Origin of the sequence: Hymenobacter cellulosilyticus, from assembly GCF_022919215.1 — a bacterium.
Classification (GTDB): Bacteria; Bacteroidota; Bacteroidia; order Cytophagales; family Hymenobacteraceae; genus Hymenobacter; species Hymenobacter cellulosilyticus.
Genome location: NZ_CP095046.1, coordinates 282674 through 302452, shown reverse-complemented (window position 1 = coordinate 302452; position 19779 = coordinate 282674). Strand labels below are relative to the sequence as shown.

At 55.7% G+C, this 19779-nt stretch carries 20 protein-coding genes and 1 pseudogene; 9 read left to right on the top strand and 12 right to left on the bottom strand.

Annotated features, from left to right (window positions below; genetic code table 11):
• Positions 1–290: 290 nt before the first annotated feature.
• On the top strand, positions 291–869 hold the full coding sequence (locus MUN79_RS01465) for a hypothetical protein (RefSeq protein ID WP_244676049.1): 579 nt from the start codon (positions 291–293) through the stop codon (positions 867–869).
• Positions 870–1316: 447 nt separating this feature from the next.
• Here MUN79_RS01465 and MUN79_RS01460 read toward each other — a convergent pair whose 3' ends face one another.
• The gene (locus MUN79_RS01460; protein ID WP_244676048.1) at positions 1317–1685 is read right to left on the bottom strand and encodes an SRPBCC family protein; all 369 of its coding nucleotides are present in this window, start codon (positions 1683–1685) and stop codon (positions 1317–1319) included.
• A gap of 734 nt (positions 1686–2419) precedes the next feature.
• Entirely contained in the window at positions 2420–2728 is a 309-nt protein-coding gene (locus MUN79_RS01455; protein ID WP_244676047.1) for a hypothetical protein, read from the bottom strand.
• A 413-nt stretch (positions 2729–3141) separates the two neighbouring features.
• On the opposite strand from MUN79_RS01455, the gene MUN79_RS01450 reads away from it, so the two are divergent.
• Together MUN79_RS01450 and MUN79_RS01445 are read left to right on the top strand one after the other, a co-directional pair.
• The gene (locus tag MUN79_RS01450) at positions 3142–3693 is read left to right on the top strand and encodes an energy transducer TonB (protein WP_244676046.1); all 552 of its coding nucleotides are present in this window, start codon (positions 3142–3144) and stop codon (positions 3691–3693) included.
• Positions 3694–3793: 100 nt separating this feature from the next.
• Positions 3794–4057 carry a hypothetical protein gene (locus tag MUN79_RS01445; RefSeq protein ID WP_244676045.1) on the top strand — a complete coding sequence of 88 codons (264 nt, stop codon included), beginning with the start codon at positions 3794–3796 and terminating at the stop codon, positions 4055–4057.
• Here MUN79_RS01445 and MUN79_RS01440 read toward each other — a convergent pair.
• The 3 genes and pseudogenes from MUN79_RS01440 to MUN79_RS01430 form a co-directional block, all read right to left on the bottom strand.
• Positions 4037–4435, bottom strand: coding sequence for a cupin domain-containing protein (locus tag MUN79_RS01440; protein WP_244676044.1), 399 nt, complete (start codon positions 4433–4435; stop codon positions 4037–4039). The genes MUN79_RS01445 and MUN79_RS01440 overlap by 21 nt on opposite strands.
• A 187-nt stretch (positions 4436–4622) precedes the next feature.
• Entirely contained in the window at positions 4623–4883 is a 261-nt protein-coding gene (locus tag MUN79_RS01435) for a hypothetical protein (protein ID WP_244676043.1), read from the bottom strand.
• 494 nt (positions 4884–5377) lie between these two features.
• Positions 5378–6175, bottom strand: a pseudogene (locus MUN79_RS01430) (SDR family NAD(P)-dependent oxidoreductase); the annotation flags it as partial.
• A gap of 112 nt (positions 6176–6287) precedes the next feature.
• Between MUN79_RS01430 and MUN79_RS01425 the strand changes: the two are divergent.
• Positions 6288–6656: a winged helix-turn-helix transcriptional regulator gene (locus tag MUN79_RS01425; RefSeq protein ID WP_244676042.1), complete on the top strand. Its 369-nt coding sequence runs from the start codon at positions 6288–6290 to the stop codon at positions 6654–6656.
• Between the two features lie 334 nt (positions 6657–6990).
• On the opposite strand, the gene MUN79_RS01420 is transcribed toward MUN79_RS01425, so the two are convergent.
• The 4 genes from MUN79_RS01420 to MUN79_RS01405 form a co-directional block, all read right to left on the bottom strand.
• The gene (locus tag MUN79_RS01420) at positions 6991–7287 is read right to left on the bottom strand and encodes a hypothetical protein (protein ID WP_244676041.1); all 297 of its coding nucleotides are present in this window, start codon (positions 7285–7287) and stop codon (positions 6991–6993) included.
• Between the two features lie 98 nt (positions 7288–7385).
• Positions 7386–7811, bottom strand: a complete 426-nt coding sequence (locus MUN79_RS01415; protein WP_244676040.1) for a toxin-antitoxin system YwqK family antitoxin — start codon at positions 7809–7811, stop codon at positions 7386–7388.
• A 10-nt stretch (positions 7812–7821) separates the two neighbouring features.
• Entirely contained in the window at positions 7822–8880 is a 1059-nt protein-coding gene (gene tssD / locus MUN79_RS01410; RefSeq protein ID WP_244676039.1) for a type VI secretion system tube protein TssD, read from the bottom strand.
• Between the two features lie 214 nt (positions 8881–9094).
• On the bottom strand, positions 9095–9784 hold the full coding sequence (locus tag MUN79_RS01405) for a hypothetical protein (RefSeq protein WP_244676038.1): 690 nt from the start codon (positions 9782–9784) through the stop codon (positions 9095–9097).
• A 526-nt stretch (positions 9785–10310) separates the two neighbouring features.
• Between MUN79_RS01405 and MUN79_RS01400 the strand changes: the two genes are divergently transcribed.
• Positions 10311–12215, top strand: a complete 1905-nt coding sequence (locus MUN79_RS01400; protein ID WP_244676037.1) for an AIPR family protein — start codon at positions 10311–10313, stop codon at positions 12213–12215.
• 114 nt (positions 12216–12329) lie between these two features.
• On the opposite strand, the gene MUN79_RS32240 is transcribed toward MUN79_RS01400, so the two are convergent.
• Both MUN79_RS32240 and mfd read right to left on the bottom strand, forming a co-directional pair.
• Positions 12330–12668: a TRCF domain-containing protein gene (locus MUN79_RS32240; RefSeq protein ID WP_445991689.1), complete on the bottom strand. Its 339-nt coding sequence runs from the start codon at positions 12666–12668 to the stop codon at positions 12330–12332.
• Positions 12669–12741: 73 nt separating this feature from the next.
• The gene (gene mfd / locus MUN79_RS01395) at positions 12742–15864 is read right to left on the bottom strand and encodes a transcription-repair coupling factor (RefSeq protein ID WP_445991688.1); all 3123 of its coding nucleotides are present in this window, start codon (positions 15862–15864) and stop codon (positions 12742–12744) included.
• A 225-nt stretch (positions 15865–16089) separates the two neighbouring features.
• On the opposite strand from mfd, the gene MUN79_RS01390 reads away from it, so the two are divergent.
• From MUN79_RS01390 to MUN79_RS01380, 3 genes are all read left to right on the top strand, one after another.
• A complete protein-coding gene (locus tag MUN79_RS01390) occupies positions 16090–16287 on the top strand; it encodes a hypothetical protein (protein ID WP_244676036.1) in 198 nt (65 codons plus the stop codon).
• A 51-nt stretch (positions 16288–16338) separates the two neighbouring features.
• Positions 16339–17079, top strand: coding sequence for a metal-dependent hydrolase (locus tag MUN79_RS01385; RefSeq protein ID WP_244676035.1), 741 nt, complete (start codon positions 16339–16341; stop codon positions 17077–17079).
• Positions 17080–17796: 717 nt separating this feature from the next.
• A complete protein-coding gene (locus MUN79_RS01380; protein WP_244676034.1) occupies positions 17797–18792 on the top strand; it encodes an NYN domain-containing protein in 996 nt (331 codons plus the stop codon).
• An 80-nt stretch (positions 18793–18872) separates the two neighbouring features.
• Here MUN79_RS01380 and MUN79_RS01375 read toward each other — a convergent pair whose 3' ends face one another.
• Entirely contained in the window at positions 18873–19358 is a 486-nt protein-coding gene (locus MUN79_RS01375) for a PaaI family thioesterase (RefSeq protein ID WP_244676033.1), read from the bottom strand.
• A gap of 75 nt (positions 19359–19433) precedes the next feature.
• On the opposite strand from MUN79_RS01375, the gene MUN79_RS01370 reads away from it, so the two are divergent.
• Positions 19434–19739: an Mpo1-like protein gene (locus tag MUN79_RS01370; protein WP_244676032.1), complete on the top strand. Its 306-nt coding sequence runs from the start codon at positions 19434–19436 to the stop codon at positions 19737–19739.
• The last annotated feature ends 40 nt before the right edge of the window (positions 19740–19779 follow it).

Below are 19779 nucleotides of genomic sequence, written 5' to 3'. Positions count from 1 at the left end.
TCTCGTCGGGCAAGTGGCTTGGCTCCGGATAGTTTGGATGGGTGCAGTAGGGCCGCACGCCTTCGGTTAGGAGCTAAGGCGACTGGGGAAGGAGCTTTTTTAGTAGTATAAATAACTGATTCACATCTATATGTGATTGTGTTAATATAAGACCCAGCGTATCTTCAAGTTATTCTTTCGGGCTTGCGTCAGGATGGCGCCGTGCTGGGGCAGGGACGAAAGATTTGACCTACTCAGTGTTTTTCATCCTCGTTTCCCGCCCGGTGGGAAGCGGCTTTCTTGCTATGATCATGAACATCAAATCAGTTGCTTTATTTTCCAAGATTCACCTCATCGGATCCATCAATCCGAAGGCCTGGGACGCGCTTATTCCGCACACTCCCTTTGTATTCAGTGATGCCCACGTAAACCTGCTGGCGGCCGACCTAGTGCGGCAAATCAGTGCGGAGCTACCCGACCAGAGGCTGCAGGAGCGGGTGTTTGACTTGTCGCAGAAGATGGCGCGCTCGGCTTCGGAAGGCCTGGCCAGCAGCTGGGAGCCCGGCGACGAGCTGTGTCCGCCGTGGCGCTGGCCTTTTCCCTTCCCGCACGTTACCGACTTGCTGGAAGAGCTGGAAAAGGGCATGGGACCCCATGTCGAACCCTGGCAGCCGATACCCTCGGCCGGAATGCTGCAGTCGGCCTACCAACTCACCCAGGTAGCGGCCCTGACCAGCGACGCCGACTTCAGCCGGGAGTTGCTGCGCGTAGCTACCACCGTGGTCAGCGTGGCCAGCCGCACGCTGGTAGACGACTTTGAGCGCTGCGGCACCCTGCCCCGGCCGAAGTTTCCGAAGAAAATCCTGACCCACGCGCCGGAGCTGGTGTAGCTTTATCCTCGGGCAACCCGCTGCAACGGGCCCGCTACGCAAAAGCCCCCGACCACTAGGCCGGGGGCTTTTTACATTGCCAACCCTGCCGTGGGGCAAAGCGGGAAGGTCTTGCGCGCTGCTCAGGTGGACAATACCGTAGCCGGCAGGGTGGCCAAGGCTAGTTCTCGGCCCGTTTGTTTTCCCGCTCGCCAAAAAGCTGATCGGACATAAAGGGTGTTACGTGGAAGGGTTGTTGCTGGCTCGTTGAACTAGTAGAGTAAGGTAGTACTCGTTGGCCCGCAGACTGCCTCGGGGTATACTTCAAATCAAGCGCCCGGCCTCCCCAGGTGGGAAGCCGGGCGCGGCTGTTGCAATAGATAGTGCGAGTAGGATGGGAGCAAAGCGGCGACGGGCCAGGAAAGTAGGGGGCGCAAAGTCCGGCGAAGAAGCCGCGTGGCCCGACCGTCAGGCGGCCGTGGGTTGTAGCAAGCCGAATTCTTGCTGCAGGGCGCTGGTCATGGCGCTGCTGGCCCCGGCAAACAGCTGCGCCACGATGAGCAGCGCTGCGCTATCCTGGAAGGCAAAGCGGATCTGCCAGGTAAGCCGCGCCGTATCGGGGCCCGTGGGAGTCAGCGCGAACGAGCCGAAGTAAGAGTCGATTTGAGGTAGGCCCGTCATGGTGTACTCGTTGCTGCTGGGCGTTTGGGCCTGCAGGGTTTCGGTAATCGTGACTGAGCCGGCAAAGGGGGGCAGGGCTACTGTGCGGGTATTGCCCTGAAAGGTAAAGGGGGCTCCCCAGAAGGGTTTCGAAAACTGACAGGCGTAAGCGGCCACCTGCTCGGACAGGGCGGTGGGAAAATCCCAGCTTTGCTCGAAAGTCGCGGTTGGTTCAAGGGGCTCGATACGCGGGGAATAGCCATGTACGGGTTGAGAAAAAGATGGAAGTTCGGACGCCGGTACGCTTAGCGGCACCGCCCGTAAAGCAACTGTACCGGCTCGGCACTACTACGCGTAGAACTACGCATTTACTAGTACACGTATTTCTACCTGATGCCGCCGGCCGGGACGCGGGGGCGAATGGCCGCCGGGCGGTAGATGAAGTGCATTGGAGGTTGAGGTGCCAGGCGCCGCACGGGACCTGCAGCCCGCCACGCTCCAGACGTTTCTGAACCCACAGCCGGGCATGCCCGGCAACTCCACGCTTCAGCAGGCCCTGATATAGCTGCGCGGCGAGAAGCCAACGGGGCCCAGCTGGCCAGCCACAGTGGCGGGGCCCTGAGCGCCGCTACCGTCGGGTGCCTTGACCTGGCCAAGGGCAGGGGCGTCCTCATATTTGCCAATGTCTCCGGGTTGTTTGAGCTCCTGGCGTTTCAGAAAGAAGTACTCCTGCGCCGGCTGGATCGGCCGACTACGGCTTAAGGCTGCTTCCTGCTGCCCGTTTGCTGGAAGGTTGGCCCTTTGGCGCTTTTCCGATAAAGCTGGAGTCGGCTGTTCCAGGATAGGAACCGAAGTAGAAAAGGATATCCTCAGTAGAGGTCCTTACGCCCTTAAGGATGCCTGGAAGGTAGTTACGCCACGGTGGGACATTCTGTATGCTCTGTCAGGTGAAGCAAATACGAGAAGTAAAACAGGATGTCCTCGTTGGAGGTCGTCACTCTGATAAGGATTTTCTGGAAGTCGTAGGTGGGGTTCTGCAGGGCCCATTGCAGCTGGGTACGCATGGTCAGGCGGGTTTCCGCGTCGTAGCGGCAGTACCAGCGCAGCATGCAGAGGCCAAACTCGGTATCAGCTTGTTCGATGCGCTGCCGGATGTTGGGGGCATCCCACAGATTGGATAGCGGAATGCGCAGAAAATTGAGCGGGCCTAGATTTTCCATTAAGGGCAATAGGTAGCAGCAGGCAAGATAAAGGATTCGCCTTTGGTGCAGTGCTGGCTTGCGGATGGGCCCGGGCTGCCGCAAGCCAGCACTGCACCCAGCGCCGAATCGGTTGGCTGGCTTCCAGCACTGCTGGGCAGGAACTGGGGATGTTGCAGATACGGCTTCTTACCTTTAGCCGCTAGCAGGTAGCTAGAGCACATTCTATTTATTCCCATGCGGAAATCTTACTCGCTGTATGTGGCGGCGCTACTAACTGTTCTTCCTCTCCTGAGCTTTGGGCAGGAAACCAAGAAGGTAAACCTCAAATACCAGAACCCCTGGTACCGGGAAGAATACTCGGTGCTGAAGTCAGACCCCAAAACCAGGCAGGGCTTGTACCGCAAGTATGTGGGGGAGCCCGCGAAAATCTGGTGGAAGAGGGCTATTATACCAGTGGGCAAAAAGACAGTCTGTGGACGATATACAGCCAGTGGGAGCGAAATGCGGTGCGGGGCAAGGGCCGCTACCGGCAGGATCAGAAGGTAGGCGTGTGGGAATACTACGCCGGCAAAGGGGAGCTGGAGCAGCGCTATGACCACACCCGGAACCAGCTGCTACTCGACAAACCCGGTGAGGCAGCCTCCAAGCTTACGTTTACGCCCACAGGCACTGGCGCTGCTTTCGAAACGGCCCCGGTATACATAGGAGGCGCCTCGGCCATCCTCACCTTTATCGGGGAAAACGTGAAGTATCCTCCTTCCGCTTTACGCAACCAGTTGTCGGGCACGGTGCGTATCGGCTTTACCATTGCCAGCGACGGGACGGTTTCCAACTACCGCGTTGCGCACCCGGTAGCGGCTAGTCTGGATGAAGAGTCTTTGCGGGTGATAAAGCTGCTGCCGGCTACCTGGGTGCCGGCGCAGGCAGCGGGCCAGCCCGTAGCCACCGAGTGTGAAGTGCCGGTGTCCTTCTCCATTAGATAAATCCGAATAAAAAGCCTGCTCTGTTCCAGAGCAGGCTTTTTATTCGGATTTTCTGGACCAACCGTAACCTGACCCGGCTGGCCGTGCAGGAGCTGGAAGCGTGGTTTCTCGGCGACCGGGAAGCTATTCAGGCTGCCTACCCGCGGGTGCGCCCCAGCACTTCAGCGGCCTGCCTCACGACCCGGATGCCATTGCCGACACCTGGGAAACGCTGTTGCGGGTGCTGCAAAAGGCTGACGCAACGGCCACGAAAGGGAAAATTCGTTGGGCCGAAACCATTGCCCCGCACCTGGAGCCAGACCGGAATCAGTCGGCCAGCTTCCGGTATTTCCGGCGGGGGCTGCTAGCGGCTCCCGCCCGCTAAGGGCCGGAGCTGGTCAGCCAGGGAACGGGTTTTCTCGGTCACCTCGCTGCCGGTGTGCAGGGTTGATTTCTTTTCGATCAGCATGATGTGGCATTCCTGCTCCGCCACGGGGTTATGCCGTACGCCCTTGGGCACTACGTACAGGGCCCCTTCGGGCAACTCGACGGCTCCGTCTTCGAGTTCGATGCGCAGGTGGCCCTTCAGAATAAAAAAGACTTCATCCTCCTGCTCGTGACTGTGCCAGGCCAGGGAGCCCTGAACTTTGGCGACTTTCACGTAGGAGTCTTCAAACTCAGCCACTACGCGCGGCGACCAGTATTCGGTCAGGGAAGCCGCCGTGTGGTGCAAAGACGGAAGAGAGGATAGTACGTGCATCATCAGGGAAGAAGGTTGGAGCAAAGGCGATGCAAGGTACTAGGTGCTCCCCAATAGGCTAGGGTAGACAGTACGGCTCCCGCACCGGGGAACTGGGTGGATAACTAGATCTATAAACTCGCGTCAGATGAACTCAGCTGTATACTCCGCAGCTACCTTATTCGAGGTAGCCAGTAGAGTGCATAACCCGTTATAAGCGCAGCTTACCATGCGGACCTAGGATGTGCAGCATTTCCCCGGTGGCATCGGCTAGAAACAGGAAGTAATCGTGCTGGTCAAATTCTCCGGGCTGACTGACATAAGAGATACACCAGCAGGGAACTGACGGGCTGGTAGCGGGAGAGTCGGTAAATTCAGCGGTCAGCCCTTCCCGGATATTGTAGGCAAGGGCGTGCCGTTGGAGAATTTCCTTTGCAATGGTTAAGGCTTGCTGTTCGGTTAGTTTAGGCATAGGAAGTTAAGCAATGATTTCTGGCAGCCCCTGCCGTTTGCCTAATCTATTGATATAGTCAATAGCATCCTGGCGTTGCTCAGCCGTAATGTTCGGGGGCTGGTTTGCCGCTGTGCGGCAGATGAGGTGCACCCTTATCGTCATGGGGGCACGAGCTACAAGCTCGCGCCAGTTTGGGTGAGGACAGCTATTGGCCCAAAAAGCCTTAACGTCCATTTGCGAGCTGGATTAGGTTGTCAGCTGTTCCCTAAGCACTTCGGGTAATCGCTGTTATCGTCACATCACTACTATCCTGAGTGAGTACCACCTCGACTGGAAGTGACAGCTGAAGGCAAAGCAGCTACTTTTCTAAGAATCCCTTACAAGCAGTGCTATATACTTAAACAAAAAAGGAAAGACAGCTGGCCTATGCCACTGCCTTTCCTTTTTTGTTCAAACGTCCCAATGACTTCTGCGACGAGCTGAGGTTAGGGCTTAACCCGGTCGTTGCGAGGCTAAATCTGACCCATGCCCCCATCCACGAAGAGTTCGATGCCGTTCACAAAGCTGGCCTCTGTCGAAGCTAGAAACAGAGCGGCGGCGGCCACCTCTTCCGGACGACCCATTTCCCCGCGCGGGATCAGCGGGGCGATTTGAGCCTTGAACTCCGCACCGGAAGCAGCCATCATAGGCGTATCAATAGCGCCTGGGCTCAGCAGGTTGACCCGGATGTGGCGGTCCTGCAAGTCCACCAGCCAGCCCCGCACGAAGGCCCGCAGCGTGGCTTTACTGGCGCTGTACACGCTGTTGGACGCATACCCCTTGATGGAGGCCATCGACCCATTGAGTACAATGGAGCCGCCCGCCGCCAGTAAGGGCAGGGCCTTTTGCACCGTGAAGAGGGTGCCACGTACGTTCAGGTTGAAGATGGAATCGAAAAACGCTTCACTAATCTCCCCAGTTTGCCAAAGCCGGCCGCCCCCGCGCTGGCGAACAATACGTCAATAGTGCCTTTTTCCCGCTGGACCGTCTCATAAAGGCGGTCCAGGTCTGCCAGGTTAGCCGCGTCGCCCAGCACCCCTGTCACGTTGTGGCCGATAGTTTTCACGGCTTCGTCAAGCTTCTGCTGGTTGCGGCCCGTGATGAAGACGTAGGCTCCTTCTTGCACAAATAAGTGGGCGGTGGCTAAGGCCAGGCCTGACGTAGCGCCGGTAATAACCGCTACTTTTCCGGTGAGCTTTCCCATGATAGTTACTTGCTTGGTTGAATGGTGTGGCGCTGGTTGCGCTGTTCGCGGAGCAAACTTCCGGCACATGGGGCCCCCTAACAAGTACGGAGAAGTTATTCGGCACCCGATACTTTTCGCCCCTAGGGCGGTTTTAATCCCTGTTCCTTCAACTACCTCTTTCCCCAGTTCCTTCCCCGATGTACCAGAAGAAAATTGCCAACACGCTGACCTGCGGCTCCGTGCTCACCAAGGAAGTGTTACACGGCAAATGGAAGTCGACCCTGCTGGCGTGCATTGCCCAGGGCATCCAGCGGCCCAGCGCCATGCAGCGCATGCTTCCCAGCGCCAGCCGGCGCGTACTCAACGTGCAGTTGAGCGAGTTGGAACACCACGGCCTAATTAGCAAAACCATCTTCCCTGAATTGCCGCCCAAAGTCGAGTACCACCTCACGGACTTGGGACGGTCCTTGCTGCCAGTGATTGAGGTAATGGAGCAGTGGGGAAACGCCCACCGCACAGAGTTGGAACAGGTTCTGGCGGGGAATATAGCCGAGTTGCCCGGCTAGGCTATCCATATGCCATCAACGATTAAGAAGACGGTGGTTTTCAGTAAAAGAGCCGTAGGTGCTGTGCACCGTGCTATGCCTTCCGTTTTAAAAGTCATCAACAATACCAAAAAAGCGTTCCAGCTTATGGCTGGAACGCTTTTAAAATTTGGGTAAGGACAAGCTCCTTATGGAGCGGGCTTTTTCATTGAAAGTGAAAGGCAATTACTACACCCCCACCTTCTCCTCACTGCCCAGCTCGCTCAAAATCCGCTTGGCCGCGCCCACGCTTTTCATCCTCATCGATGCTGAGCTGTTCCTTGCGCTCCTTCATGGAGGCCGAGCGGAGGTGGGTTTAGTCGATATACCCGGTAGAATGGATGATGTAGAGAAACTCTTTGGTTTCGTCGTTGATGTAAGCGTAGTACTCTTTTTCTATTGGATCAAGTACCCTTCCCCGGATTGTTACTGCGGTAGCCGAAGAGACAAAGGCAACGGTCCACACGGGCAGGGTGGCCCCGGTGCGGGTTTCGATTGGGCCCTGAAATACCGGCCAGAAGCCCTTGTCAACATTATGTACTATGCGGTGAGCCTGTACGGCTGCTTGCGCAATAGCGACGACTTCCTCCGGGGTTGATTGAGGGGTAGGCATGGGTAACCTTCACGTAAAGAAGGGCTGGCCGTCGGCGGCGGGACAAGACGAAGCTATAGGCAACAAATTCAGGCAAGCTTCAAAGAGTGCCGGGTGGCCTAGGTAGTAGGATGATTTCCCTCTCGGTAGCGAAGCAGGGCGGGGTAGTACTCGTCCTGTTCAGTGAGGTGGAAGTCGGTGAGGAGGTCGCCTTGCTCGTTCCAGCTCTGCTCGGCGGTTTTGATGCCATGCTCGTAGGTTGTCTGACTTTTAAGCTTGCCGTTTTCATACCACTCCGTGACCTGCATGGTGTGGTTGGCCTCGTTGGCCGTGGCGCGCCGCCGAAGTTGGCCCGTTACGTACCACAGGCTGCCGATCCGGGTATCTATGCCGTTGCGAAAGAGTGATTCGGCCTGTAGGGTGCCATCCGGATACAGCTCCACGCCGACGCCCGTAAAAGGCTGGCCTTCCCAAAGGCACAGCACTCCGTCGGGGCTGTAATCGAAATCCAGTTCGTCGTAATCTACTCGGTTTGGGGTTGCCATAGGGTTTAGGCTAATTGTTGCCAATAACGGTTAGACCGTCGGTAAGAATTGCGCAGTTCGTGCATCGGGGCGGAACACCAACTCCCTTGGTACTACCCCGCAACGAACGGTTATGTAAAAGAAACCCGGCTAGGTCCTGCTGGGTAACCGGGCGACCCGTATGTTTTTCCCGGGCTTTCAGAGCCTGATCCAGGGCATAGATTTCGGAGTGAGCTCCGGCGACACCCAAGTTCTCGGGTGTTTTGCCATTCGTGGCTTTCAAATAGGCTTCCAGCCGTTTTCCTAGCAAGGAGTGTAAATTCGGGGGCGGAGTATCCGTGTTTTGGCCGAAAAAGATGTTGCCCGTCGTCGGGTCGATGATGCCGGACAATACCGGGCCCCTTTCCGCATTAGACTGGGTGCTCAGCACGCGCAGGGCTTCGGCTTCGGTGTGCTCTACCACCCGTACCCCGGCCTCCCCGTATTGGGCGCGGATTTCCTCCAGGCTTTGCTGCAGGCCTATTTTCTTAGCGGTAGCCGGGGGCTGCGCACTTTGCGCGGCCACAGGGGCTGTGGCGGGCGCGGAGGGAAGCGGCTGCACCGCAGAGGCTTTCAGGCCAGGAGTTGGCCGCAGGGATGCCGGCTTGGTGAGGGCCCGCTTGCGGGTAGCCTCATCCGTAGCCCAAGGAATCGTGCTGTGCGCTTCGGTGAACTGGCCTTGTACCTCCTCAGCGGCAGCGGAAAGGTGTAGTATCGTTCTAAACGAGCCCTTACCGTTTTGACCCCGGGCATCAAAGCGACCTTCGTAGTGCACGCAGAAGGCATCGTAGAACACGACGGTCTTGGCCGTTTGCCCTTCCTCGTGATAAAAGACTAGCCGGCCGCTTTGCCGTCGATAGGAGTCGAGCATCCATTCCTCCCATATCGACCAACTGGCCGCCTCGCCCACCAGGGTCAGCTTGATCAGGCCCAGCTGCACATCCGTGCTGGGGCGGCCTTGGTAGTCGGTGAGCTGCGAGAAGGAAAACGAGCCAGCCGCAAAGGGTGCCCGCACGCCGGCCACCTGAATTTCAGCATCTAGAATAGGCATCAACGAGTAGGATAGATAATGCGCCAAGATAAAGGCTTTTGACCATATAGATGGGTCCATAACCAGGCGCCCGGCCTCCCACAGGGGGAAGCCGGGCGCGGCGGAAGTGGCAACGGGGCGCCTCACCCCCGGCCCCGCATCTGCTTGAAGCGCAGAGTCCGAAAAAGGAGAGGGGGAGCCTGACGACTTTGGGGTGGGTTTGAGTTAGCTGGCTTTAGCTGCTTACGGGCTTGGCGGCCTTTTCCTGGCGGGCGGCGGTGTTGATGACTTTGCGGGCCGAGAGGTAGGCGGTGTGGAACTTGGGCTCGGGGCGCTGGTAGCGGACCATAAACTTATCGATGCGGTTGCGGAGCAGGGCCGAGGCCTCGCGCAGGTCGGCGTTGATTTCCTGTTTCTGGGCTTTGCCGTCAGCCATGAGGACGCGGGGCGTGGTTTGCTCCTGCTGGAAAGCCTGGATGGCGGCTTGCAGGTCGGTCAGCTCCTGGGGCGTGACGCCTTGCTCGGCCAGGGCCTTGGCGTGGTCGGTGGCGCGCTGGTGCAGGTTTTGGCAGATGCGCAGCAGGTCGGCGTCGGGCTGGCGGCGGAGCTGGCGCTCGGTGTAGTCGCTGTCGGTGTGCAGGCGGATGTCGTCGAGCTCATCGGCGAGGGCGAGCAGGGCGGCGGCTACGGCGGCGGCCCGTTCGGCCAGGGTCTGCTTGGTGGCCTGCTTGACGGCGCCGGGCTTCTGGGGTGTGGCGGCGCGCTGCTGCCGCTCAGCGGTGGGGTCGAGGTCGGCAACCAGGGCGGCCAGCTCCTGGCGGGCTTTGCCGAGGGCTTTGTTGGTGGCGTAGAGGGCGGCGTGCTCGTCGAGCACGCGCAGGGTGGTTTGCAGCATGGCAAGCTTGGCCCGTTGCGAATCGTTCATAGTGGGTATAGGTTAGGGTAAATACTTGAGCTTAAGGTAGTCGGATTCGGGGTTACTTGTATTCGGGCAAGTGAATATTTATGCGGCCCGGGCTGACAGGAGCTTCACCGGCAGTGGCAGGAACCTCAGCGGCGGTGACAGGGACTTCGCCGACCGTGACATGAGCTTCAACGGAGGTGACATGAACCTCACCGACCGTGGCAAGAGCTTCAGCGCGGGTGTCATGAACCTCAACGAGGGTGACAAGAGGTTGACGCGGGGTGGCAAGAGCTTCGGCGGGCGTGGCAAGAGGTTGGGGCGGGGGCGCGGGAGGTTTGCTGCTGGGCGGCAGACGAGGTCCAGTCGCAGCGTTATAGAAGGCACGAGCTATAAGTTCGCGCCAGTTTGGGTCAAATTGAATATGGCACTATCGTCATATTATGAATGGCTATAATTTCATACTAAATAGAAGTAATAATTCTTATAGATATATTGGAGCTTTCAGTTTTTATGTATTGATTACACGAAAAAAAAGCATTCGTAAATCATGGAAAATAAGTACAATACCCTAGTTAATATACTTGATCAACTTAGAACTGAGGCACCAGCAGAATACAAAAGGTATCATGCTCTTGCTGAAGATCAAATCAACGTTGAAAAAGGAAGAGCATTGGCTCTTATACATCTTTTTTTAAAGGTCAAATTTGGATTGACATCATTTTTTGATAGAGAAGCACTTATTACTGATGGCACCGGTGATGGTGGTGTTGATGCCTATTATATAGATAAAAACAATAAAGTAATATATTTTATTCAGTCCAAATTTAGAAATAGTAGTCAGAATTTTGAGCAAAAGCAAATTCAGTTTGATGAATTGCTTTCTATGGATATAGACAGGCTATTGGAAGGCGAAATGGCTGATACAAGAGGGATAAAATATAGTAGCAAAATTAATTCCATGATAGGGGAAATAAAAACACTTTCGAATATAGCTAAGTATACGTACAGTGTTTTAGTTTTGGCAAACATCAAAAATGTGCCTTCTCATAAGCTTCAAAAGCTCACGGGATTTGCGACTGAAGTTTATAATTTTGAAAGAAGTTATAATGAGTTAGTTTTCCCTGTGGTAACCGGCACTTATTATAATATATCAGATTTATTTATTTATATAAGTCTAACAAACAAAGCTGCTGGACCTAAAATTAGTTATTCAGTAAAAACTGAATACACCGATTGTAATATTACGGCGCTTTTTGTGCCTACCATCGAGATTGCCAAAATTCTATATAAATATAAAAATTCTATCTTAAAGTATAATCCTAGAAGTTATCTTGGTTTTGATAAGAATAAAATTAATATAGAAATAGCTGAAACAATTCTTAAAATTGATACAAATGAATTCGCTCTATACAATAATGGTATTACGATGCTTTCAGATAGTACTAATATAAATGAAAGAATCGGCGAAAGAGAGAAAGCTCAATTGACTGTTAATAATCCACAAATAATAAATGGCGGACAAACAGCTTATACTTTAAGTAAGCTGTACGAACAGTTACTTGATGAAGGAAAAAATCCAGAGCAGATATTCGGTGATAAAGAGGTATTGCTGAAGGTGATTACGTTTATCAAGGACGCTGATTCTGTTACTGATGCAGAGGAAGAGAAAAAGAAAATTCAGCTTATAGAGTCTGTTTCCAAAGCCACAAATCAACAAACGCCCATTGACGAAGCAGATCGAAGATCAAACGATCTTATTCAAATTGAATTACAGAAGTATATATATAATAATTTTGGCTTTTTTTACAATAGGAAGCGGGGTGAATTTGCTGACGGTATAAAGTCTGGTTACATAACAAAAGATATGGTTATTGATAGGGATGTTTTTCTAAGAGTTGCTTTGGCTTCTACTGGGAATCCAACAGAGGCAAAAAGAATAAGCGGAGCTAATTTATTTTCGTCTGACAGGTTTAATGAAATTTTAAAAAATACTAAGCTATTCGATAGTTATTTTTTTGCGTACAAGGTATATTTAGTTGTTAAATCACTGTCTCTAATAGGGGGAAAGCGTGTTGCTAGAGTTACTAAAACAGAAATCGTAAATTATGGTAACGCATTCAGATATGGTACATTTGCTGTTGTTTCGGTTGTGTCAAGATTTTATAACGATAGTATAAATGTGAGAAAGGCAGATGATTATATAAATCAAATAGTAATATCTGTATTGAACAAGTGGACTGGTTTTGAAGAATATGCTCAAATGCAAAGTGGTAATGGGAGTTACTTTCAAGTGATAATCGATCAGGTAACTGGCAAGGAAACAATTCAGACTAGTTATGAATCTTATTATAAGGGAAGTACCTTAAATAAAGATTTGAAAGATTATTTTTTTAATGTTGTTAAAGCTGTGAATAATGAGTTTCAATTGGGTTCACAAGGCGGGCTTTTCTAGTAATTTTATTTTGACCGCAAAGCACATAAGATATTAAAATAAACATTGATGCCATGCCATAGTGAGTTATTTAACTCACTATGGCATGGCATCAATGTTTAAATGAGTCATTCCCTACACTCCCACCTTCTCCTCACTGCCCAGTTCACTGAGAATCCGCTTGGCCGCGCCCACGCTTTTCACCTCGTCGATGCTGATGATGAGCTGTTCCTTGCGCTCCTTCATGGAGGCGGAGCGGGGGTGGGTCTGGATGTAGTTGAGGATGGTGCCGAAGGTTTCGCCCTGGAAGTAGGCCTCGTTGTTGGTGGCCGGGATGTAGCCTTTGAGCAGGTTCTTCTTGAGGGTGAGCTTTTCGAAGCCGACGTGGCAGGCCTGCCAGCGCAGGCGTACGATGTCGGCCAGCTGCTCCACCTCGGCGGGCAGGGGGCCGAAGCGGTCCACGATGCCGGCCACGAGCTTGCGCAGCTCTTCGGGCCTTTCACCCTATCGAGCTTGCTGTAGAGCTGCAGGCGCTCGGAGACGTTGCTCACGTAGTGGTCGGGATAAGGATTTGCAGGTCGGTTTCGATGTTGCACTCCTTGGGGCCCTTGGTGGCGGCGGCTTCCTGCAGGCGCTGGGTGGGGTCGCCGAGGAACAGGTCGCGGAACTCGGTTTCCTTGAGCTCCTGCACGGCCTCGTCCAGGATCTGGTGGTAGGTTTCGAAGCCCAGGTCGTTGATAAAGCCCGACTGCTCGCCGCCCAGCAGGTTGCCCGCGCCCCGGATGTCGAGGTCGCGCATGGCTACCTTGAAGCCGTCGCCGAGGTCGGAGAATTCCTCCAGGGTGCTCAGGCGCTTGCGGGCGTCACTGGGCAGGCCGGCCACGGGCGGGGTGAGCAGGTAGCAGTAGGCCTTTTTGTTGGAGCGGCCCACGCGGCCCCGCATCTGGTGCAGGTCCGAAAGGCCGTGCATGTGGGCCCGGTTGATGATGATGGTGTTGGCGTTGGGGATGTCGAGGCCCGACTCAATCAGGTTGGTGCTCACCAGTACGTCGTACTCCCCGTCCACGAACTTCATCATGCGCTTTTCGAGCTGGTCGCCTTCCATCTGCCCGTGAATGGTGGTGATGCGGGCGTCGGGCACCATGCGCAGAATCATGGCGGCCAGCTCGTCGATGTCCTTCACGCGGTTGTGCACGAAGAACACCTGCCCGCCGCGCTTCAATTCGCGGGCCACCGCGTCGCGGATCAGCAGCTCATCGAACACGTGCAGCTCGGTCTGGACCGGCTGGCGGTTCGGCGGGGGCGTGGCAATGACCGACAGGTCGCGGGCGCCCATCAGGGAGAAGTGCAGAGTGCGCGGAATGGGTGTGGCCGAGAGGGTCAGCGTGTCCACGTTTACCTTCAGCTCCTTGAGCTTGTCCTTGGTCTTAACCCCGAACTTCTGCTCTTCGTCGATGATGAGCAAGCCCAGGTCCTTGAACTTGATGTCCTTGTTGGTGAGGCGGTGGGTGCCGATGAGGATGTCGGTTTTGCCCTCGGCCACCCGCTGTAGCGTCTCCTTGATTTGCTTGGTGGTCTTGAAGCGGTTCACGTACTCCACCGTCACGGGCAGGTTGGCGAGCCGCTCTCGGAAAGTTTTGTAGTGCTGCATGGCCAGGATGGTGGTGGGCACCAGCACGGCCGCCTGCTTGCCGTCGGCCACCGACTTAAACGCGGCCCGGATGGCTACCTCGGTTTTGCCGAAGCCCACGTCGCCGCACACCAGGCGGTCCATGGGGTGGGGCTGCTCCATGTCGTGCTTCACGTCCTCGGTGGCCTTGGCCTGGTCGGGCGTGTCCTCGTAAATGAAGCTCGATTCGAGCTCGGCCTGCATAAAGGAGTCGCGGGCGAAGGCGTGGCCGGGCGCGGTTTTGCGCTTGGCGTAGAGGCGGATCAGCTCGGCGGCAATGTCCTTGACCTTTTTCTTAACCGACTTCTTCTTGTTTTCCCACTCCGGGGAGCCCAGCTTGCTCATGGTAGGCGGCGTGCCCTCGGCCCCGCTGTACTTGGCAATCTTGTGCAGGGCGTGGATGCTGACGGTCAGCACGTCGTCGTCGCGGTACACGAGGCGGATGGCTTCCTGCAGCCGGTCGTTGATTTCAACCTGGGTTAGGCCGGCAAAGCGGGCAATGCCGTAGTCCTGGTGCACCACGTAGTCGCCGGGTACCAGTGTGCGCAGCTCTTTCAGGGTCAGGGCCTTTTTCTTGGAGAACTTGCGGCCTTCCTGGGCCCGGTAGAACCGCTCGAACAGCTGGTGGTCGGTGTAGACCACGAGCTTGAGCGTTTCGTCCACGAACCCCTCGCGCAAACCCAGCAGCAGGTGCTGAAACTGCACGTTGTTGTCGAGCTCGTCGAAAATGGTGCGCAGCCGGTCGGCCTGCCGCACCGATTCGGCGGCAATGACGTTGGTAAAGCCCTTCTCCTGGTTGTCGTGCAGGTTCTTGACCAGGCGGCTGAAGTCCTTGTTAAAGGAAGGCTGGGGCTTGGCGCTGAAGTTGAATTCCTCGGCCCCGGCCTTGAAGTGGAAGCGTTTGCCGAACTCCACGATGGGGAAGTTGTCGAGCAGCTTCTTGAACGACTTGCCCGTCTCGAACAGGTCTTCGGGCTTGCTCACAATCTGCACGCCGCCGGCCGAAGCCAGCATTTCCTTGAAGCCCTGCTCGGCCCGGTCGAAGGATTCCTCTACCACGTCCAGAGTCTGGCGCACGTCCTTGGCCCAGATGGCGGTGTTGCGGGGGATGAAGTCCAGAAAGGCCTCCCGGGTTTCCTGCAACAGCTTGGTTTGCACGTTGGGGATGATGCTCACCTGCTGCCGCTTCTCCACCGACAATTGGCTTTCCGGGTCGAAGGTGCGGATGGTTTCCACCTCGTCGCCGAACAGTTCGATGCGGTAGGGCAGCTCGTTGGCGTAGCTGAAGATGTCCACGATACCGCCGCGCACGGCAAACTGGCCCGCCTCGTACACAAAGTCGCTCCGCTCGAAGTCGTACTCGGCCAGCATGTCGCTGATAAAGTTGACGTCGAGCTTGTCACCTGCCTTCACAATAAAGGTGTTGGCAACTAAGCTCTTCTTGTTGATAACCTTCTCGAACAGCGCTTCGGGGTAGGTGACAATCAGGGCTCCGGCCGTGTCCTTCACGCTGATTTTGGCCTTTTTGTCTTTCACCTTGGGCGAGCCTTCCGGCAGGGCGTCGTCGGCATCCTCGGAGGCCTGCTCAGCGGTGGTTTTTGGTCCCCGGTGAGAGTTCAGCTTATTCAGCACCTCGGCCCGCATCAGCACGTTGGCGTTTTCCGTCTCGTCGAAGGCGTAGGGGCGCTTGTAGGAGCTCGGGAACAAGAGCGGCTCCTCGTCGGGCACCAGGTGCTGGAGGTCGGCCAGGAAATAGGCGGCCTCTTCCCGGTCGTGCAGGATGAAGAGGTGGTGCTGGTCGGGAAACTCCTGGTGCAGGGCGGCGGCCAGCACCGCGTCCTGGGAGCCCACGAGGCCGCGCAGGTGCAGGCGCACGGGCGCATCGGTAGCCTTGGCATCGGCCGGCCGCAGACTATGGCGCGTGGCCGGGTTCAGGCGGGCGCCCACGGTCATGCCGGTGGGGTCGAGGGAGTAGAGCTGGAGGAAATCGGAGACCTTCAAAACGACGGGCGGCTAGGAGAAAGGCAAAAGGGAGAAGCCCGGCCGAAGACAAATCCGGTCGGGCAGTGTTTAGGCAATGTGGTAAGCAATACCGCTGGCAAGGTCCGAAAGTTTCCGCGAAGCCCGAATGAAAAAAGGTTGCGGCTGAGTTTGAGAAAAATTGATAAATTGGTCTTTGCTTTCGTCTGCACTCCGCACCAATTCCCGATTTTTAACCTGTTGCGTATGGACCCCACTCAGAATCCCGCCGAGGACCAAGACTTCAATTTCGACGCCTGGGTGCGTTGGCAAAACCTCAACCACGCCTGGTCGAAACTCAGCCAGGCCCGGCGCAAGGCCGCCCGCTACCCGGCCCGCCCGGTGGCCGCGCCCGAGCCGCCCATGGAGCCGGAAATTGTATATCTGCTGCCCGTGCCCAACTAGTCGGGGTTGAGCGTACCTTCGTGCTTTAGGCTATTTCCCCAATTTCCTCTAGTGCGCGGTTCTTCTCACCTGGCCATCGGCCTCATTACCGGGGTGGCCGTGGGCGGCCTCATCACGGGCGTGCCCTTTTCGCCGGCCGGCATTGCCCTGGCCGGCTTCTCGGCCCTGGCCCCCGACCTCGACCACCCCAGCTCCCGTCTGAGCAAGCGCCTGAGCTTCTCCCAGAACTACGTGCGCTTTGCTTTCGCCCTCATTGCCCTGGGCCTGGCCGGCTATACTCACTACATGCTGCCCCAGGGGCCCGACCGGCGCATGGGCTTCACGGCGGCCCTAGCCTTTGGGCTCATCGGGGTGGCTATGCAGGGCGGTTCGGCCCGCAAACTGGCCCTGATGTTTACCGGGGCCTGCACTGTGCTGGGCGGCCTTTACCTGGGGTTTTTGTGGCTGAGCCTGCTGGGCATCTTCGTAGCCCTGGCGCCCTACACGTCCCACCGTACCTGGACGCACACCATCTGGGCTACCGCCCTGTGGACCTACATTGGCTACCTGGCAAATAACACCCTGGGCTGGCACGGGGTGGCCCATTTCGCCGGAGCTGGCTACGCCTCCCACCTCATTGCCGACTCCCTGACCAAGGCCGGTGTGAAGTGGTTTATGCCCCTGTCCGACTACTCTTTCAAGCTACCCCTGATCCGGACGGGCTCCACCTCGGGCAACCTGATGGAAGTAGGAATTTGCGTGGGCTATGCCGCGCTGGTACTCGTGCTGATTGTAAGCCGGATGAATTTCTAAATTTCCCGTTTGCCTGTTGTGATATAGCATGGCACAACACCGCGGTTGGCCCACCTAATGCCCTGGCGTGCTTACTAATAATGGCCTCGAAAAGAATTTTCCTGAAAAAAAATATGTTGTTTATAAACGAAAATGAAATTAAAAAGCTGACTGTCGGGAAGATGATGCGAAGATGATAATTGAAATTTATTGGATTATGCTGATACTGGGGGACTAAAATAAGATGAATTTGGTAGAAGCTATTGTGTTGAATAAGAGAATAATACCAATCATATAAGTTCATTCGGGTGGTTGTTGAGGCTGGCTCTTTTTGTGAAAATTTGCACTAATATGATTAAGATATTAGCTTCGCACCCTTCAGGGTAGTCTCCTGGAAATTGCACTCAATGGTCGATAGTGTAATAGGTGTTTTTGCTATTATTGCCTTTGATCTCTGTAACTTCATGGAGGGAAGCTCGATTTGAATATAGGATTTTATAAATGACAGGGTGTTTATTGTCCATCCTTAGCTCTCTAAGTCGACAATTTTCAAACAAACTGGTATTTCCTGCCTTGCGTCGATCACATAACCATGTGATAGAAGAAAGGTGCCGGTCATGCAAAGGCTAACCTACGGGTCAAGGTGTGTATCTTTGATCATAGCTACCTTTAGCATTCCCAATTCACTTCTCGCTTACCTGCCCTGATTACACACCTCTCGCATTAAAGCTTTTTTGTATGAACCAGATGAATAGCCCACTGATAAGGATCGGCGTCTTCTATGACGGCAATTATTTCCTGAAGATCAGTGATTACTACTACTTCCAGCACGAGCGCAAGGCTCGTATCAGTTTAGAAGGCCTGCACGAATATATTCGCCATCAGGTCGCTGAAGAGGAAGACGTAGATGTTCGCCTGAGCCAGATTACGGACTCCCACTTTTTCCGTGGCCGCCTCTCCGCTACCGAAGCCCGCGACAAAGACCGGTTGTTTCACGACCGTCTGCTGGACGATATTTTGATGAATCTGGGTATTGCCACCCACTACATGCCCCTGAAAACGCGCGACGGCCGTTTGCAGGAAAAGGGCATCGATGTGTGGCTGGCCCTGGAGGCCCTGGAACTGGCCCTGCACAAGAGCTTCGACGTGATTGTGCTTATTGCCGGCGACTCGGACTACGTGCCCCTGATCAAGAAGCTCAACACCATCGGCACCCGCGTGATGCTGCTGAACTGGGACTTCAAGTACGTGGACTTCAAAGGTGAAAACCGGGTAACCCGCGCCTCCCAGCAACTGCTGGAGCACGTGACCTACCCCGTGGCCATGCACGACGTGATTGACAACGGTCTGGCCAGCAGCGACGAGCTAATCGAAAGCCTGTTCGTGAATCAGCCCGAGCCCGTCGCTTTCCCCTCCGTTAAGCCGGTGCGCCCTACGGGCCCCACGGCTGCCGGTCCCGTTGGCACGGTTGGCATCAGCACCATCAAGAACCTGAAAAACGGCTTTGGCTTCGTGGTAATGCCGCCAAACAACCTGTTCTTCAGCTACGCCGACATGGCCGAAGGCGACTTCAATGACCTGCGCGAAGGTGACTGGGTGGAATTTACGGTGGGCCGCAACCACCGCGACGAAGACTGCGCCCGCAACGTGCGTAAAGTACAGCCGCCCCAGGATCCTGACGGCGACGAGTACGAAGAGCACGAGCACGAGTCGGCTTCCTCCGACCTCATCTAAGTAGCTCAGAAGTTCGTTTAACCGAAAAAGCCGGCCGTTCCCAACAAGGGAGCGGCCGGCTTTCGTATCGGAAGACCCTTCTACAAGTCGACGGGCGTGGTATCGGTATCGGGAAAAAGCAGGCGGTGGAAGTCGCGCTTGTCGGCCGGGTAGCGGTTGAAGGTGCCCATGCCGCGGGCTACTATCAGCTCCCGGTTCAGGCAGTGAATTTCGGCGCTGCTCACCACCAGGGTTTTGCCCGGGTGGTCTACGCGGGCCCGGGCCACGAGGAGGTCCTGCAGCCGCACGGGGTGCAGGTAGTTGATTTTAAATTCTACCGTGGAAACTAGCTCCCCGGTCTGGAAAGCCAGGGTAAGGGCTGCCGCGCCGAGGGCCGAGTCCATCAGGCCCGCAATAACGCCGCCGTGGCAGGTACCCGGCGACGACAGGTGCTCGGGCCGGACCGTCATGCTGTATTCTACCTGGCCGGGGCTGGCCACCGTGAGCTGCATGCCGTTGGTGCGGCCGTAGTGGTTGATTTGGTTGTAAATAGCTACCAGAGTAGCTACGTCGAAGGATTGCTCCATAGCGTGAGGGACTGGGCGGAAAAGACTGGTTATTAGCCGAAAAGTTAGGTTTCTTTACGGTATAACCCCACCGCCATGTCTGCCTTGCCGCTCACCTTCGCCGAATTTTACCCGCGCTACCTCCGGGAGCACAGCAAGCGCGGAACCCGTATTCTGCACTTCATCGGGACCACGCTGTTTTTGCTGGCCCTGGGTTTGGCCGTGTTCTGGCAGCGCTTCAACCTGATTCCGCTGGGCATCGTGGCCGCCTACGGTTTCGCCTGGATTGGGCACTTCTTCGTGGAGCGCAACCGCCCGGCTACGTTTCAGCACCCCTGGTATTCCCTGCTCGGCGACTTCCGCCTCTACTTCGACCTGCTGCGGGGCCAGGAAAAGTTCTGAACCCAGAGCAGGCTGATTCGGTTGCTGCCGCTCTACTGGC